Here is a 17,765-nt window from a genome sequence, read left to right on the forward strand (position 1 = left end):
GCTTAGCTTCGCCATCCATGGCTCAGATACCCGACTAATTTTCAATGGCCACTGCTGCTTGGTTTGTGGCTGGTTGAGTTTTAGATCGATGAGTATGTGGCTTGGTTCGCATCAGCGGCCACTAAAATTTTGTCGGGCGCGCTAGTACATCCATGTATGCTTAACTTCGCCATCCATGGCTCAGGTACCCGACTAATTTTCAATGGCCACTGCTGCTTGATTGGTAGCTGTTTGAGGTTATGAAGACTAAAAATGATTCTAGCTAGTGCAGATGACTTAAAGGATATTATTGATTTCTTGGCGGTTACTTTGCCGTTTTCGGCTATGCCGGATTCGGTGCTGCTTGATGTTGCTCGTCAGTTAGAAATTGAATATATTCCTAAGCGCGAAGCGAAGGCGGTTCCGATTAATGAGTGTGTTTACCTGATTAGATCAGGTGCTTTCGATATTTTGGACGAGCGTGATAATTTAGTTGATCGATTAGGTGAGGGAGAGTTTTTTGGAGTGACTACGTTGCTTCAAGATAACTCTGAGAATCTTGGCGTATTCTCGATTGAAGATTCACTTGTTTATCGCTTGCCGCATGAGTTTTTTACACGCTTGTTAAAAAGCCAGGCTAAAGTACGTTATTTCTTTGAAAAGCTGGTGAGTTATCGTGCGTCTTCAAGTTTGGAGGTTACTCAATCTGATAGAATTGAAGTTCAGCATACTCAGCCGGTAGAATCACTTCTTCAAAATAAATTAATTGCTTGCAGTGAGTTCGATACCATTCAACAAGCTGCTTCGATCATGCGTGATAACAAAGTCAGTTGCTTGTTGTTGATGGAATCAGATCAGCTTGTGGGTATTGTGACCGATAGAGACTTACGCAATCGTGTTGTTGCTAAAGGAGTTGATATAAGCCTTTCCGTTAACCAAATTGCAACAATGAGCCCGACAACAATTTCTTTCGAATCGGCTGTGCTCGAAGCTCAGTTACTGATGAGTAATACGGGTATTCACCACTTGCCAGTTATGAAAAATGGTCGGCCTATTGGTGTGATTACGGCGTCGGATATTGTTCGGGCGCATAGTGTGAGTATTGTGCATTTTGTTGATCGCATATTCCGTGAAAAAACAGTTGAAGCCGTGGCGAAGCTACAACAGGAAGTTCCGCACTTACTGGGACATTGGATCAAAGCAGATGTTTCACCTCACGAGATTGGTGAGTCTTTAGCGGTGATTGGTGATGGTTTTGTGCGCAAGGCTATTGCGATGGCGTTAATTGATCACGGTGAGGCGCCTATGCAATTTGCTTGGTTGTCGTTTGGCTCGCAGGCGCGCAAGGAGCAGTCTTTCGCTTCTGATCAAGATAATGGTTTGATTCTTGAACGCACGCCAAGCGCTGAGGAAGATGTTTATTTTTCTGCTTTTACCAAAACAGTTTGCGGCTATCTAGATGCATTCGGTTATGTTTTATGCCCGGGTGATATTATGGCGTCTAATCCAAATTGGCGTAAAACGGTAGAGGGCTGGCAACGAAGTTTCCAGCAGTGGATTAGTACCCCGGAGCCGGAAGCGCTGCTGAATGCTAGTATCTTTTTTGATTTACGTGTTATCTATGGGCCTAGCCATTGGTTAGATAATTTGGAAGCTAGGCTTGCCGCCATGCTTAAAAATTCTGATTTGTTTTTCATGCACATGACTAAAAATGCCTTGCGCAGTAAACCGCCTTTAGGATTTTTCCGCGCTTTCATAGTTAAAAGCAGTGGTGAACACGAGAATGAACTTGATATTAAGCATCAAGGTATTGCATTAATTAATGACTTAGCACGTATTGTGGCGCTATCTGAACAAAACTTAATTGCGGGTACGATTGAACGCTTTAATGCTACCGGAGAATCGTTATTGCAGCTGCCATTAAAAACCAGCTTGATTGAAGCCTGGCTCTTACTCAATGACCTTAAGCTTGAGAACCAAGTAACTCAAATTAAGCGAGGTGAGAGTGGCAGCAATTATATTAACCCAGAACAACTGTCGCCGTTAAGGCGTGCACATTTAAAGAATGCCTTTAAATCTATTGAACAAGCGCAAAAAGCGCTGGCGATGCATTACTTAAGGTCTGCGGGTGTTTAGCTTTTTAAAAGGCCAAAAGAAGGCGTTTCTAGATACGCACTATTTAGTTATTGATCTCGAAATGACGGGCTTAAACCCTGAAGAAGATTCAATAATAAGTGCCGGCTATGTGTCTATTAAACAAGGTCGTATTCAGCTTGGTAGCGCCGCGCACCAGTATTTTAAGCCAATGACTTTGATGGCGGATGATGTTCTAAATTCTGCCCATATACACATGATCACCGATGCACAGCGTGAGCAAAATGGTATTGACCTAATTGAGTGGCTGCAGGCGCTTTCTGGGCGGCTAAAGGCCGATGCTTGGGTGTTTCATCATGCTCCGTTAGATTATGCTTTTTTAATAGCCTACAGCGAACGCCTGAAGCAGCCACTACCTAAAGTAGCAGTGGTTGATACGTTAACCGTTGAGCGCGATAAGCACCCTGATAAACACCTTGATAGCCAAGCACAATTAAGTTTAAACGCTTGTCGCAGCCGATACGGATTGCCCATTTATCGGCAGCACCATGCGCTCAGTGATGCAATCGCGACCGCTGAATTGTGGTTGGCGCAAAACAGTGTTCGTTGAACTTGAACGGCGTTATTGAAATAGTTGCATAATTTTCATTCAACTATTTGACAACCGACTATACTTCTTTGCTATGGATGCACGAAACCGTAGGAGAAGGATATGTTGGAACTTGCTCAATTAGATGCTGGTCAGCTTAAAGAGCAGCAGCGCCTCAAAGCAGTTAACTCTCTAAAATTCGGCAACGCTGAGGTACAAGAGCGGCTTGATCGAATTACGCGTATTGCCAAACGAATGTTTGCAGTGGCCATGGCCGATTTTTCATTGATAACAGAAACCGATCAGCAAGTTGTTTCTGTATCAGGCTCCATTCAGACTAAAACCCCCAGAGATATTTCATTTTCGGAATTTGCGCTTTATAAGCATGAAGTATTCTATGTCGCTGATACGCAGAAAGATGATCGGTTTGCTGATTTTCCTCAAGTCATCAGTCAACCTAAGATTCGATTTTTTGCAACCTGTCCTGTCCATACAAAAAATGGTCAACGCGTGGGCGCGCTAACTATTGCAGATAGCTCGCCACGCACCTTTAGTGCGCATGATCAATCGGTACTAAAAGATTTGGCCGAAATGTTTGAAAATGAATTATCTTTTGCAAGTTTAGCAACCATCGATCGCTCAACTAAAATGGTGATGAATCAGGGTTTTTTTGCACTGGCGGAGCAAAGCTTAAAAGTATGTGAACGTAATAAAACCCCAGCTGTGGCGATTGTGTTTGATATTATTAGTAAGCCGATGGGTAGTGAAGCTGACTTTAACCGAGTCAAAGAAAAGAATATAAAAGTGTTTGCTGATCAATTGCGACGTCTGTTCCGAAAGTCTGACGTTGTTGGCCGACTTGGCGGTGATGAATTCACCGCCTTGCTGCTAAATGCGCGTACCGAGCAAGTCTCTGGGATGGTGAGAACCTTGCAAACATCAATAGACTTGTATAATCAAGAAAATGACAGTCAATCGCCAATACAATTTACCCACGCGATAGCGGAGTTTGACCCTGAAAACCCGACTCGGTCCGATGCCCTGGTCGAACGGGCCTATCAATCTAGTAAAAAAGTAGTTGGCTTCTAATGCAAGTATAATTGGCTCTTTGTTGACTAAAAGTTAACATTACTTTGCAATTTCTTTTGAGGTGATTAGAGTTAGCACTCTTTATTACTTCATTAGATTCCTATGACAACTATCGATTCGCTTTTAATTCAGGCTAAACACGGCGCACAGATGAGTGTGCCAAGCACTTGGGGTCAAGGCCGTACTGTATTTGGTGGTTTGAGCGCGGCGCTACTGAACAGTGCTATGGTAAATGAATTAAACGACGCTCGGCTTATGCGTGTTCAAAACATTCAATTTATTGGCCCATTATTGCTTGATGAGCCTTTTGAAATACAGGTGACGCACTTACGTGATGGCAAAAATGTTACTCAAATGCTAGCTCAGCTAATTCAAGACGGCAAGATAGCCGTGCAGGCAATGGCAGCATTCGGCACCGATCGCGAGTCAAAAGCTACCTATCAGCCTGAGCCGGCGGTACTTTCTGCTGAACCCGTTAAGCCTAATTGGATTCCACAAATTCCCAAGGTGACACCCAAATTTCATCGCTATATAGACCTGCGAATTGACGAGGGCGGTTATCCATTTACAGGTAAATCGAACCCCTACTATCGAGGCTGGATGCGCTTCACTGATGCATCCGAGCAAATTACGGACGCACATATTATTGCTTTACTGGACGTATGGCCGCCGACTACGCTGCAACTTTTAAAGTGGCCTGCCCCGGCGAGTACGTTGAGCTGGAATGTCGAGTTTACACACCCACACCCAGAGCTAAGCGCTTCTGATTGGCTCGCTTATGAATGTAAAACACGCCAAGCAGGTAATGGCTATGCGCACACAGAGGCAACTATTCACGCCCCGAATGGCCAATTAATAGCACTCAGTCGACAGACCATCACGGTTTTTGATTAAAGGTAGATACAATATTATGAGCTTTAAGAGTACTGAAAATTATATAGCTTCCAGTGAGCTGAGTTCAGCAGTTAATGCCGCAGTCATACTCGAACGCCCTTTATTGATCAAAGGCGAGCCAGGAACCGGTAAAACACGTTTAGCTGAAGAAGTGGCGAAGTCACTTGGTTTAGAGCTTATTCAATGGCACGTTAAATCGACAACGAAAGCCCAGCAAGGCTTGTATGAATATGATGCAGTCACACGTCTGCGTGACAGCCAGCTCGGCGTTGAAGGCGTTGACGATGTCAGTAATTACATCCGTAAAGGCAAACTGTGGCAGGCGTTTAGTAGCGACAAACGCAGCGTGTTATTGATTGACGAAGTTGATAAAGCAGATATTGAATTTCCGAATGATTTACTAGTTGAATTAGACCGCATGGAGTTTCATGTTTATGAAACCGGAGAGACGATCAAAGCCATTCACCGCCCAATTGTCATTATCACCTCAAACAATGAAAAAGAACTGCCTGATGCTTTTTTGCGTCGCTGTTTTTTCCACTACATTAACTTTCCCGATGCGCAAACCTTAAAATCTATTGTTGATGTACATTACCCAAATGCCCAAGGAATTTTGATTAAACGCGCTTTAGATACATTTTTTGATGTTCGTGAAGTGCCCGGCCTTAAAAAGCGACCTTCAACATCAGAATTAATTGATTGGTTGAAGTTATTAATAAGCGATGAATTGAGCGCCGATCAATTAAAAACGGGTGAATTTAAATCGGCGCTACCGCCACTCTTTGGCGCCTTATTGAAAAACGAACAAGATGTTCAGCTACTAGAACGCCTCGCCTTCATGTCACGAAGAGAAAGCTAATATGCTGGTTCAGTTTTTATTGCATATGAAACATTCTGGGCTAAAAATCAGCACCACAGAATGGCTTGATTTAATTGCGGCGCTGCAAGTTGGCGACAGCGTAACCACGATAGAAGATTTCTATTTATTAGCTCGTACTTGTACGGTGAAAGACGAAAGCCTTTATGATAAATACGATAAAGCATTCAGTTCATTCTTTGATGGGGTTCGGGCTTTACCCGACCCATTCGAATTCAACCTGCCTGAAGATTGGTTAAATAATCCGACACTTAATAATCTAACCGACGCAGAAAAAGCAGCCATTGAAGCCCTTGGTGGCATAGAAAAGTTAATGGAGATGCTTAACGAGCGGCTTCAAGAACAAAAAGAACGCCATCAAGGCGGCTCTAAATGGGTGGGTACTGGCGGCACTAGCCCGTTTGGCCATTCGGGGTACAATCCGGAAGGAGTTAGAATTGGCGGTCCAGGCAGGCATGGTAAAGCCGTCAAAGTTTGGGAGCAGCGGCATTACAAAAACTTAGATAACAGTGTTGAGCTTGGTACACGCAATATTAAAGTAGCGTTGCGCGCGTTAAGAAATTTTGCTCGAACCGGCTCCTCAGAAGAATTAGATTTAGATGACACCATTCGGTCGACGGCAAAAAATGCGGGCTTACTGGATGTCAAAATGCGTCCAGAGCGCCATAACGCGGTAAAAATACTCTTGCTTTTAGATGTCGGTGGTTCAATGGACTATCACGTCAAAGAAAGTGAAGAGCTATTTTCTGCCTGCCAAAGTGAATTTAAACATTTAAAACACTTTTATTTTCATAATTTTACTTATGATCACTTATGGCTCGACAACCGTATGCATCGTCATAATCTTACCGCGCTCAGTGATATCATTCACACCTACGGACGAGACTATAAACTTATTTTTGTCGGCGATGCCGCAATGTCACCTTATGAAATTGTCTCGCCATTTGGCAGCATAGATTTTATGAATGAACGACCCGGTGCGTTTTACTTTAAACAGTTGAGCGAACATTTTGATAAGGCAGTTTGGCTAAACCCAACACCGCAAGATCAATGGGGCTATGTTCAAAGTATCGGCATCATTCAAAAACTGTTGGAGGATAGAATGTATCCACTCACCCTTGAGGGGATATCGCAAAGCATCAAGGCATTAGCTTAATTAGTGCTTATACTCAACTAGCCACCGTATGAGGATTGACCAAAGGGTTTCTTTTGACAAGCCTCAGCGAGAGGGATCTCGCTGTGGAGTGACACATGGATGTGCTTGAACGACTTGTTAAAAGAAACCCTTTGGTTGATCCGTAACCATCCGCAGTCTCAGGAACAGCACTAGCTAACTGCGTCGCAGCCTTCGTGTTTGAGTAGCCACATTTTGCGATCAAGCCCGCCTGCGTAGCCGGTTAACTTGCCGGTGGCGCCTATCACTCGATGACACGGAACAATTATGGATATCGGATTTTTGCCATTAGCTGCTCCAACAGCGCGAACGGCTTTAGGGTTGTGGATTGATTTCGCGAGTTCTAAGTAGCTTGCAGACTTTCCAAATGGAATTTCTCTAAGCTCTTGCCAGACTGATTGTTGAAAAGGGGTGCCAGTTGCAGCCAGTGGTAAGTCGAAAACGTGACGTTGGCCAGAAAAATACTCTGTTAATTGGGCCATAGTATCTTTCAGGATAGGATGCTCATTTGAATAGGTGCCTAGGTCTTCTGCTAGTGTTGTATGCGTTTCGAACCAAACCCCAAACAGGCCTTTTTCGTTTGCCAATAATGTGATTTTACCGATGGGTGATTCCATAAAACAATGAGTTCGTTGCATTTTATTATTCGCTCTGTGATTGCCATAAATGGAATGTTGCATAACTACCCCAAGGGGAAAGCTGAGCACTGTCGACTGCATTAGGCAGTAAAGCCAGTGCTTTTTTTATCACCAGATCTGAGTCTAAAAAACAGTCTGGTTCGTTTATCCCGCGTAATTTTACATAGCCTACTGTCCATGGGCCAACTCCCTTAATGCTTAACCAGCTGTCAACGTCGTCATAGCCATGCTCTGCGACATACTGGCCAAAACTATTTAGCGCCTGTTTGCGGCTAGCAGGCATTTTTAGAAATGACAGGTCAGCATTTGCCAGTGTTGCAGGTGACGGAAACAGTAGGCTAGTTTGTGCGAAAGTTTCATTTACGTCGGCTAGCGGCTGGCCAAGGTTAGCAACAAGTAAGTTCAAATTATTAATGGCCGCCTTAACGGAAACTTGCTGGCCTAAAATCGCACGAACGCCCGCTTCAAACGAAGAGCCAATACCGGGTATTCTGATTCCGGTTTTCTTAATTGGGATGCCACAGGCTTTTAGGTGATGTTCAATAGTGTAGGTATCTGCATCTAAGTCAAATTGTCTGCGTATGTGGCTAATTACCTTTCTTAAATTGCCTAGTTTGCTCAGCTGGAGCTCCAATTTTAATGTTGACAGATTAGAACTCGACTTTGAAATTCTAAAGACGCCGATTTGATCTTCAAAACTAAAACTACGTTGATAACTAGTCTCTGAAATTAGCTCAACATTACTGACGGCTCGTAAACGATAGAAACTTAACAAGTGATCAAAATCTAAATCACCACGTATCGGCAGTTCAAGTTCTAGATGGTGGTCACTAGGTTTTTTACGTTTTAGTTCACTGGGTGTTAATTGTAGGTGCTTTTTAAACGCATCGTTAAAGCGTCTCACGCTGTTAAAGCCGCTGCTAATGGCTATATCTTGTATTGGTAAGTGGCTGCCGTGGAGCAATTGCTTTGCTAACATCAATTGTTGGTACTGACTGTAGGTTTTAGGTGACATTCCTAAATAATTGGCAAAGAGCTTGCGTAAATAACGATCCGTTATCCCCAAGCGCGTGGCTAGGTCTGGCAGGTTGGCCTCTTGTAATGCACCCTCGTCTATTAAAGTTAGGGCGCGCATAAAGGTTGTTTCTACACCTTGCCAGGCCCAAGAGCCTGGTGCGCTTTCTGGGCGGCATCGCAGGCAAGGGCGGTATTTCGCCTTTAGAGCCTGGGTGCTATGGGCAAAGTATTCAACATTACTTTCTTTGGGCAGGTTAGCTGGGCAAATGGGGCGACAAAAGATACCCGTGCTTTTGACTGCAACTACAAACTGCCCGTCATACCTTGAATCACGAGACTTTCGAGCAATTTCGCATTGTGCCGAAGTGAGCATTAATTGTTTTCCAAAGAAGAAGTATTGTGGAGAGTTTATGTGATTTTTTTTGTTAAAGTAGCCATTTTCGGAACTCAATACCACACAAAATAGCATTAGGCATTAGGTAAGTGTTGGTATTAAAGACAAGAAAACGAAGCAATTGGCTAAGCAGTTTATAAAGTGGGCTTGTAGGTTGTCAAAAAGGAACGCTGTTCAGGCCTTTCTTTTTTTTCAGTCAAGTCTACTATCTAATGAAAGAATCTGAATTAGGTCGAACGATGATAGTTGGTTTTAGTCGGCTGTTGTTATTAATGGCATTTATAATGCCAATTGTGTCGTGCGGTGGAGATACTACAAATAGCATTTCCATCCGCATAGCAGTATCTAAAACGCCTCTATCTAGCACTATCTATATAGCTGCGGCTCAAGACTATTTTGCACAGTGCGGTTTGGATGTCACATTAACGGAATACGCGGGTGGGCTTCGTAGCATGAATGCATTGTTAGATGGAGCCGCTGACTTTGCAACGGGGTCAGATACGCTTTTTGCTTTCAATGCACAAAACCATAAAGATTTGGCGATTATTGCAGGCTTAGCTACCTCCGATCACGATACGAAAATTCTAAGTCGAGATCTATCCGCAGCTCGGGGTAGTTTTCGGCTAGGGTATTATCCTGATACCGCTTCAGAGTATCTCATGCGTATGTACTTGGCTTTGGTGCCAACTATTGCCAATCTAGAACTGGTTCCCTTGACGCCCGAAGAAATGGTAGAGGCATGGCAGCGAGGTGAACTTGATAAAGCCGTTATATGGGAGCCTCACGCCTTTGAAATGTATAAAAATAGCCCTAATAGTACCCAAATTGTAGATACCAAAGGCTTATATAAACTCAATTTTCAACTGCTGTCTCGCACATCTATTTTGACGCAAACCCCAGAAGTGACCGAGAGAATGATTCACGCGCTCAACTTGGCTGCCTATTTTATTATTCAAAACCAACAGGAGGCCAAAAATATTGTGAAGCAACAGCTGGGGCTTGATGATGATTTTATTGAATGGGATTGGCCAAACAGTCAATACAAGGTCAATATTGGTAGGCAGTTATTATTAACGGCGCAAGAAGATGCCCGTTGGTTAAAGAAGGTATCAAATCACAAAAAAAGCTTAACTGTGGACGCGAATCAAATAAGTGCCATTACCTTAAACATGGCAAACCCAAGCTTCGAAGCATCAAACCAATTTTGTGATCGACTATGAAGTTAGTGACGCGACTCAAAATTCTCAGTTTATTGTCACTTGTTTCGTTGCTGATGGTGCTTGGCTACCTAGTCGTCACTAACTTTATATTTCTAGAGCTTCAAAATAAGCAACAAACCATGCATCGAGTGAACTTATTACTCAGTGAGTTATCTGTGAATGCAGATTTATATCTTGAAATACGTGATACGAGTTTATTGAAAGCGCAGGATGATCTTAACGATCAAATCAAAATGGAGTTAGCCTCCTTGTCTGAACTGTCACCATATTTTAGTTTAAACTTGCAAAGCATTGTGCACATGCTCGACAGCAACTACAGCTTATTACAGCAACTGAGCCGTAGTTTTAAAGCTATGCCAGATGTAAACAATAGCGCTGACATAGTGAGCCATTTAAAAACGAGATTGTCCGGAACTTATATTTTGGCACAAAACGACGCCAATATATTAAGTGATGAGCTTTGGAACTCTCAGCTGGGCATGATCCAGCGTTGGGGTGGAACGCTTGCATTACTGGTTATGCTCACAATCGCGATCGTAGTATTTAGTCATCTCAACTTTGCAAATAGATTTAGAGCCTCTGTTTCTCTAGTGCTTAATGGTCTATCAGCCATTAAAGATGGTAATTTAAAAACCATAATCTCAATGAACCAAAAAAATGAGTTGTCGGATATCGCGGAAGGTGTGAATGATATGGCGAGAAACTTAAACTCGTTGACCATCTCTAAATCGGAATTAGAAGCGCAAATATCCGCAAGAACTATTGAATTGCAAGTACAAACGCGAACAGATGCCTTAACAGGCATTCATAACCGGCGCTCGCTAAATCGAGTGGGTGAGCGAGAGCTGAACATGGCTAGGCGTTACGATCAAAACCTTAGTGTGTTAATGATCGACTTGGACCACTTCAAAATGGTGAATGATACTTATGGTCATACCTTTGGAGATAGGGTGCTTATTCAGGCAACAGAACTGATATCTACGCAATTAAGAGATTCGGATTTTTTGGCTAGGTACGGTGGAGAGGAGTTTACCGTATTATTGCCGCACACAGATGAAACGGCCGCCCTCGAAATTGCTGAGCGAATAAGACTAGCATTTGAGCAAAAAATGTTTGGCGATGGTGAACAGGAAGTACGACAAACTATCAGTGTAGGCATATCTGATCTCACTGATACTTGCTTTACGCTAGGTGATTTAATTGTACAAGCAGATAAACAATTGTATGAAGCCAAACGCTTAGGGCGAAACCGTTGCTACTCGACCAGTCTATAAATCTGGTCAAAGATTAGCTTGGTTGTTAACCATCAACGCGCCATAATGATACAACTTTAAAACATCTATAGGGTTACCCTTGTTAAGTTATCGACACTCGTTCCACGCAGGCAACTACGCAGACATTTTAAAACATATCGTTTTGATAGAATGCCTCGAACATCTTTTAAAGAAAGATAAGCCATTTGACTACATAGATACGCACTCGGGTGCAGGCTTATTTGACCTTAAATCTGAGCATGCCTTAAAACTAGAGGAGCATGTTGCGGGTATCTCTAAATTAAAACGTAAAAATTATCCTGAGTTGTCCAGCTATTTTTCAGCGATAGACGCGGTAAACCCAAGTGGTGGTATTCAGTATTACCCGGGCTCGCCTGCAATTGCTAAGCACTTTTTACGTAAGATCGACCGTGCTTGGTTATATGAACTTCACCCAGCCGATGTAAAAACGCTGACTCGTAATATGTCTGGGCACCGGAAAACTCGTATTGAGTGTAGCGATGGCCTTAAAGGCCTGATCGCTAACACACCACCGGTCAGTCGTCGTGGTCTGGTGTTAATAGACCCTTCTTATGAACTTAAAAATGAATATGAAAAGGTGTTTTCGGCGCTCAAACAAGCTTACCAAAAATTTCCCAGCGGTACCTACGCACTTTGGTACCCTGTCGTCGAACGTCGAAAGATTGAAACCTTATGTAAGAAGTTCGCGAGTAATGGCATCAAAAATGCGCAAAGATTCGAATTTGGTATCACACCCGATTCAAATGAGCATGGTATGACCTCAGCTGGAATGATTGTGGTAAACCCACCTTGGACGTTGTTTGATAAAATGTCTAAGTTATTACCAAAACTGTCGAAGCAACTTTCTGAAGGGCAAAAAGAACTTTATCGCTGTGATGTACTCACGAAAGAGTGAGGTCACTTTTATCAGGTAGGTAAGCGATTTACAAATCGCCTACCTAATTTCGAAAAGAGTTTTAACTAGTGGCTCATACTCATGCTGGCACCATCCATACCATCTTGAGCTAACAGCTCCAGTGTAATATCTTCAAATTTAACCATTTCACCACCAAACTCAGCCTTAAACTCATGCGCTGAATCCATAGAGCTAAATGAGGCTAATGCGATGCCCATCGCGGCCTTACGATTTGAACCATAAACGTAAAAGGCATTTTCTGCGGCAATAAAATGGTCATTAGTTGGAGATTCCCAAGGTGTTTTACTCATATCATGTACAAAAATAGCTTGTTTACGGTGCTGGTTTTCTGGTTGTAAATAGTAGGTGAATGCATCGCGATTTGAACAGAACTTACGGGTCGTTTCGTCGCCCTTGAGTGCTAACTGACCCTTAGGGCCAGGGAAGTTTTGAATAACCATGCCACAAAGATGGCATTGGTCGCTCGATTCAATAGCGGCTGCTTGAATTGCGCTGTTTGTGGTTTCTTTATTGCCACTGCACGCGGCCAAAAACACACTAAATAAAACGATGAGTGGTAGTAAGGCTGTTCGATTCATAAGACGTCCTATATTTTTTTGTTAATAAAAAGTAATTTTGTCAGAGTTAGGCACAAGCCAATCCACACCAGTAAAAGCGCGTAAAGGACGTAACTGTTTAAGTTCAATTGGGCGACAGATGCCAACGGCCCAGAGCCTTGAGCATCTAAATGAATTAGGTTAATTAGCCTAAATACATCAGTTGGATTAGCCAGTAAGGCGGCTTTTAGTGCGCTTTGGCTCATCCAACCTTCGGTGCTGACCAAAACAGATAGCAAACCTAGGTCATAAAGCAATGTAAAAAAGAACCATATAAACAAAGCTAAACCAGCAGCACGGGTTTTTTCCGAAACACTAAGACTTACCAAGTGTGACATGGCCAAAAAAACGCCGCCCAGTAAGGTGGCAGAAAAAACAAAAACTGCAAAGGCCAGCACCAGTTCAACGCTGAATGCGTTATAAGAAAGCATTAAGGCAGCCACCCCAAAACCCACAGTTGTCGACGCGGCCAAAATAGCTATTTGCCCTAAAAACTTCCCCAGGACCAGCTGCAATTTTGTAATAGGGTAGGCCATGAGTAGCAATAAAGTGCCGGCTTCTTGTTCACCCACATAGGCGTCGTAACCGAGTAGCAAAGCGATAAGCGGAATTACCAATACCGCTAGGCTGACTAAGCTGGCGATGGTGGAATCGAGCGGTGATGGACCAGACTGGCCGTAAGTCACCGAACCAAACCAAGACAACCCCAATGCCATAATGGCGAAAATTAAGGTGATGGCAATGAGCCACCGATTGCGCCAGCCATCTCGCCATTCTTTGGCCGCAACGATCAAAATTTTATTCGACATGGGCGTTTCCTGCTTGAGCAAAGTGTTGATAAATTTCAGGGAGCATCGGGGCATTTACTTGTATGTCCGTAACATTCGGATGGTTCAATAATGTTTTTAGAACCTCTAGTTTTTTGTTAATTGGTACCCTTAATGTATTTTCGGCACTTTGGTAGGGTGCAAGGTCGTCGTTGAATTCTAACGCTCCGCCAGTTGTACTGGCGACTAAGGTAACGGGCAATTCTGCGATGCTTTGCAATTCGGACATTGTGCCGCTGGCTATGGCTTTGCCGTGGTCCAAAATCAAAGCAGTATCTATATACGCTTCGATACCTGGCAGAACATGTGTGCAGATAATAACGCCACAGCCTTTGAGTTGTAAGTTAGCCAATAATTCATAAAATTCTGCTGTTGCAATTGGGTCTAAGCCAACGGTGGGTTCGTCTAATATTAACAGGGACGGATCAACGTAGTTTTTACCATCAGCGGTGGCCGGTAACAGCGCCTGAGCTAAGCCAAGCCGTTGCTTCATTCCTTTTGAATATTGTTTTACGGCTCGGTCTTTTGCATCATCTAAGCGAACGTCGATAAGAAGTTTTTCTGCAATTGTGTTGGCTTCTTTCTTCGATAGACCGTTTAACTGTGCAAAATAAAGTAAAGTCTCTTTGCCCGTTAAGGTTGGGTAAAAATTTACATTTTCGGGGACATAACCAATGGCGTGGTTATGAACGCCGGGTTGGTCGCCCAAAATGAGAGCGTCGCCTGTATCAGCCGGAAACATACCTAAAATTATTTTCATCAAGGTCGTTTTACCAGCGCCATTATGGCCAAGTAAGGCCATCATTTGGCCGGCTTTTAGCTCTAGGCTTACGCCATTGAGGGCTTGAATATTTTGGTAACTCTTTTGAATGTTGTTCAAACGCAATAGTATTGTATCGGTCATTGAACCTGCGCTCCAATTGGGTGAAATACCGGGTAACTGTCTTTAACACCGGGAGATTTTAAAACAGGGAAGCTGCGTTGGACCCAGCGTAAAAGTAAAACCGCAGGACTATCCATTAACACCTTGGCTTCTGGATACTTCCAAATAAGTTTATCGACACCGTCGTTCGGTTCAAAGCTGGTGTCGCCTATGCCATTTTGGTCGAGATCCCAGCCGATGTAGTTGCTCCAATAGTTACCCTGCTGTTCGAAACTCCACTCTTGCTCGCGTGAAGAGACGTACTTGACTTGAATTTCATTATTAATGAAGTTGTTTCGATAAAGTTCATTGCCTTCTGAACCTGCGGTTAAATGAATGCCAAGCTGACTATTTGAAAACTGGTTACCAATTATTTTGTTGTTTGTGGAGTTGTAAACAAACAGAGCTTTACCTTCATCACCCATGGTGTCGGTGCCTGTTGTGGCATTAACTTGATCAATCATATTACTAGTGAAAGTTGAATAGTTTACAAAATTTAGAAGTAAGCCATAGTCTTCACATCGACTGGCCCTATTGCTATTTATGGTTAAGTACTTTGAACTCATAAGCGCATAACCCACATCAACATCTTCAGCAATATTGTTACTGACTTCGTTGTTATATGAGTACATATAGTGAACACCGAAGCGAAGGTCGGTCATTTTATTATTTAGCAATTTACTGTTTTGACTGTTAATAATGTAAAGACCATCACGCGTATAAATAATTTCATTGTGTTCGACTATGGCACTTTGAGCACTGGTTAGATGAATGCCATTACCTCGATCGGAGGAGCGCATGTTTGGGTTGCCCGTTACGCTATTGTGACTTATAAGAGCATTGTTTGTAGTATCAATATAAATACCAAAGCCATCACCGATAAGTTGATTTTTAGTAATCGTAATGTTTTCTGTTTTGGTGACTTTAATGCCCGAATCTGACTCGGTTAAATCATCACCGTAATTTTTGATAATTAGATTTGAAATAGTAACATCGTTACTAGTGACGGTAATGGCATTGCCAGTACCTTGTGCATCTATCGTGGCATCGCCAGCACTGGTCAATGTGATGGGTTTATCAATTAAAATATGAGTTGGATAAATACCAGTGTCTAAAAAGATAGTGTCGTAGTCAGCGCTGCTGGCTAAAACTGATTGAAGCTGATCGACGGTGCTAACCTTAAAGGCTTGGCTAAATACAACGCTCGGCAAGATAGATATCAACAACAGAACTATAGATATCTTAATGTGTTGGATCATTCAATTATCTCTTTAAACAAATAGAATTAACGGGGGGCTAAGCAAGCCTAGCACCCCCTAAACTCACTAGGCTTTTTCTACTAACATACGGCCGCGCATTTCCATGTGTAAAGCGTGGCAGAACCAATGGCAATAGAACCAATGAACACCAGGTTTGTCGGCAGTAAAGGTAATAGACGAGGTTGCCTGTGGTCCAACTTCCATACTGACACCGTGGTTCACAAGTGCAAAGCCATGGGTTACGTCTTCAACCATATCTAGGTTGGTGACTACAACGGTTACTTCGTCACCTTGCTTGACGGTGAATTTCTCCATGCCAAACATTGGCGCGACAGAAGTCATGTAAACACGAACTTTCTTGCCGTCACGTATAACTTTGTTGTCGCCTTCAAGCACAACGCCATCGCGCTTGGCCATTGCAACGGTTTCAGCGAACATAGGATCATCGCGAGTCCAAACTTTCTTCGTCTTGATCTTGTTACGGTGAACAATGATACAGTCATGTGGCTCGGCAAATGTCGGACCATCGTGGATGAGCTTCATTTCATCACCAGAAATATCAATCAATTGATCGTTTTCAGGGTGAAGCGGTCCAACGGGTAGGAATCTATCTTTCGAGAACTTACACAGCGCAACAAGGTACTTACCATCGGCATCACGGGTTTCACCCATGCTGGTGTGGTTGTGACCAGGTTGGTACTGAACATCAAGTTTTTGCGCAATGTAGTTAACTTTCTCACCATTGAAGTGGCGAACTGCGTCTGCAACATTCCATTTAACAATTTGACTATCAATAAATACAGTGGTGTAAGCGTAGCCACGACCATCAAATGCTGTATGCAATGGTCCTAAGCCTAACTCTGGCTCACCAACAACAGCGTCACGTGGCTTGATTTTGTCATCGAACACGGCATCAAGTTTTTCAATGTCGATAATTGAAACGGTTGGAGACAATTTACCATTCGCGACGAAGTATTTGCCATCTGGTGAAGTGTTCAAACCATGAGGGCTCTTAGGCACAGGAACGTAACGAGTTAAAGGCGAGCCTTTACGGCCGTCAACAACTTTTACGCCATTGAAGGTTTGGTATTTGCCTTCTTTAATAGCCGCTTCAATACGTGGAATGTTAAATACCACAACGTGGTCACGTTCTGCGCCAATCATACCACCGAGGTTCATTGACATTTCAGAGTTGTAACAGGTAGACGCTGCATATTTACCCGTAAAATCAGCATCGGTGTTATCTAAGTTACCGTCGACAATAACTTGGAACGCAACTTCCATTGCTTCAGCATCAACTGCGTTAAAGAGTGACGTGTACTGACTTGGATCATCTAGTACAGAACCGTCGTTAGGCATAGGTACTTCGTATTCGCCGTTGCAGAAAACATACTTAGTATAAGGCGCTTTCTGAACACGCAGGCCGTGAATGGCATGTGCGTTTGGAATGGTTAAAATTTTGTCTGTTTTCATGACATCACAACGAATACGCGCAACACGAGTGTTTAGCTTATCGTTAATAAAAACATACTTACCGTCGTAGCGGCCGTCTTGCATACTCATGTGAGGATGGTGAGCGTCGCCGTTGGTGAATTGATTGTCTTCGCCTAGAATACGTTTAGATTCGTTAGTGGTTCCCCAACCTGTTGCGCTTTCATAAGCGAACACAGGAATACGCATAAGTTCACGCATAGATGGAATACCCAAAATACGTACTTCACCAGAGTGACCACCACTCCAGAATCCGTAGTATTCATCTAGCTCGCCAGGTTCAACACTGTGATGCGCCATTTTTTCTGCAGTGGCGGCATTCGCCATTTGTGAAAACATAGCTGCAGTCATTGCTGGTGCTGCTACACCCGCTGCGCCAATCATTGCTGATTTTTTGAAAAAATTACGGCGCGTAGGACTATCGCTTTCGGTCTTCTCGACGTAGTTAGTTTTATTTTCTTCTGTCATTGTCTGTTGCTCCTAACCTTTATTAG

16 protein-coding genes are annotated in these 17,765 nt (G+C 43.2%); 9 read left to right on the forward strand and 7 right to left on the reverse strand.

Features of this window, described 5'->3' with window-relative positions; genetic code table 11:
- The first annotated feature begins 252 nt into the window (after window positions 1-252).
- From ACI882_RS13975 to ACI882_RS14000, 6 genes are all read left to right on the forward strand, one after another.
- Window positions 253-2,115: a DUF294 nucleotidyltransferase-like domain-containing protein gene (locus tag ACI882_RS13975; RefSeq protein WP_411744564.1), complete on the forward strand. Its 1,863-nt coding sequence runs from the start codon at window positions 253-255 to the stop codon at window positions 2,113-2,115.
- Entirely contained in the window at window positions 2,108-2,683 is a 576-nt protein-coding gene (locus ACI882_RS13980) for an exonuclease domain-containing protein (protein ID WP_411744565.1), read from the forward strand. The genes ACI882_RS13975 and ACI882_RS13980 overlap by 8 nt, the downstream gene beginning before the upstream one ends.
- Before the next feature lie 102 nt (window positions 2,684-2,785).
- Entirely contained in the window at window positions 2,786-3,751 is a 966-nt protein-coding gene (locus ACI882_RS13985; RefSeq protein WP_411744566.1) for a diguanylate cyclase, read from the forward strand.
- Between the two features lie 102 nt (window positions 3,752-3,853).
- Window positions 3,854-4,645, forward strand: coding sequence for an acyl-CoA thioesterase (locus ACI882_RS13990; RefSeq protein WP_411744567.1), 792 nt, complete (start codon window positions 3,854-3,856; stop codon window positions 4,643-4,645).
- A 16-nt stretch (window positions 4,646-4,661) separates the two neighbouring features.
- A complete protein-coding gene (locus tag ACI882_RS13995; protein ID WP_411744568.1) occupies window positions 4,662-5,504 on the forward strand; it encodes an AAA family ATPase in 843 nt (280 codons plus the stop codon).
- Between the two features lies 1 nt (window position 5,505).
- The gene (locus ACI882_RS14000; protein ID WP_411744569.1) at window positions 5,506-6,678 is read left to right on the forward strand and encodes a vWA domain-containing protein; all 1,173 of its coding nucleotides are present in this window, start codon (window positions 5,506-5,508) and stop codon (window positions 6,676-6,678) included.
- A 170-nt stretch (window positions 6,679-6,848) separates the two neighbouring features.
- Here the strand turns inward: ACI882_RS14000 and ACI882_RS14005 are convergent, their stop codons facing one another.
- Together ACI882_RS14005 and ACI882_RS14010 are read right to left on the reverse strand one after the other, a co-directional pair.
- Window positions 6,849-7,376: a methylated-DNA--[protein]-cysteine S-methyltransferase gene (locus tag ACI882_RS14005; protein ID WP_411744570.1), complete on the reverse strand. Its 528-nt coding sequence runs from the start codon at window positions 7,374-7,376 to the stop codon at window positions 6,849-6,851.
- Entirely contained in the window at window positions 7,339-8,724 is a 1,386-nt protein-coding gene (locus tag ACI882_RS14010; protein ID WP_411744571.1) for a DNA-3-methyladenine glycosylase 2 family protein, read from the reverse strand. Before ACI882_RS14010 ends, ACI882_RS14005 begins: the two co-directional genes overlap by 38 nt.
- Window positions 8,725-8,957: 233 nt before the next feature.
- On the opposite strand from ACI882_RS14010, the gene ACI882_RS14015 reads away from it, so the two are divergent.
- From ACI882_RS14015 to ACI882_RS14025, 3 genes are all read left to right on the forward strand, one after another.
- Window positions 8,958-9,965: an ABC transporter substrate-binding protein gene (locus ACI882_RS14015; protein ID WP_411744572.1), complete on the forward strand. Its 1,008-nt coding sequence runs from the start codon at window positions 8,958-8,960 to the stop codon at window positions 9,963-9,965.
- Window positions 9,962-11,239 (forward strand): diguanylate cyclase, encoded by a 1,278-nt coding sequence (locus ACI882_RS14020; protein WP_411744573.1) that lies wholly within the window; start codon window positions 9,962-9,964, stop codon window positions 11,237-11,239. Before ACI882_RS14015 ends, ACI882_RS14020 begins: the two co-directional genes overlap by 4 nt.
- 79 nt (window positions 11,240-11,318) lie before the next feature.
- Window positions 11,319-12,155: a 23S rRNA (adenine(2030)-N(6))-methyltransferase RlmJ gene (locus ACI882_RS14025; protein WP_411744574.1), complete on the forward strand. Its 837-nt coding sequence runs from the start codon at window positions 11,319-11,321 to the stop codon at window positions 12,153-12,155.
- Window positions 12,156-12,220: 65 nt separating this feature from the next.
- Here ACI882_RS14025 and ACI882_RS14030 read toward each other — a convergent pair whose 3' ends face one another.
- From ACI882_RS14030 to nosZ, 5 genes are all read right to left on the reverse strand, one after another.
- Entirely contained in the window at window positions 12,221-12,754 is a 534-nt protein-coding gene (locus tag ACI882_RS14030) for a nitrous oxide reductase accessory protein NosL (protein WP_411744575.1), read from the reverse strand.
- Window positions 12,755-12,762: 8 nt separating this feature from the next.
- Window positions 12,763-13,581, reverse strand: coding sequence for an ABC transporter permease (locus tag ACI882_RS14035; protein WP_411744576.1), 819 nt, complete (start codon window positions 13,579-13,581; stop codon window positions 12,763-12,765).
- Window positions 13,571-14,503 (reverse strand): ABC transporter ATP-binding protein, encoded by a 933-nt coding sequence (locus ACI882_RS14040; protein ID WP_411744577.1) that lies wholly within the window; start codon window positions 14,501-14,503, stop codon window positions 13,571-13,573. Before ACI882_RS14040 ends, ACI882_RS14035 begins: the two co-directional genes overlap by 11 nt.
- Window positions 14,500-15,780 carry a nitrous oxide reductase family maturation protein NosD gene (locus tag ACI882_RS14045; protein WP_411748516.1) on the reverse strand — a complete coding sequence of 427 codons (1,281 nt, stop codon included), beginning with the start codon at window positions 15,778-15,780 and terminating at the stop codon, window positions 14,500-14,502. Before ACI882_RS14045 ends, ACI882_RS14040 begins: the two co-directional genes overlap by 4 nt.
- 66 nt (window positions 15,781-15,846) lie before the next feature.
- A complete protein-coding gene (gene nosZ, locus ACI882_RS14050; RefSeq protein WP_411746030.1) occupies window positions 15,847-17,739 on the reverse strand; it encodes a TAT-dependent nitrous-oxide reductase in 1,893 nt (630 codons plus the stop codon).
- Between the last annotated feature and the right edge of the window lie 26 nt (window positions 17,740-17,765).

The organism is Reinekea sp. (assembly GCF_046710285.1).
Classification (GTDB): Bacteria; Pseudomonadota; Gammaproteobacteria; order Pseudomonadales; family Natronospirillaceae; genus Reinekea.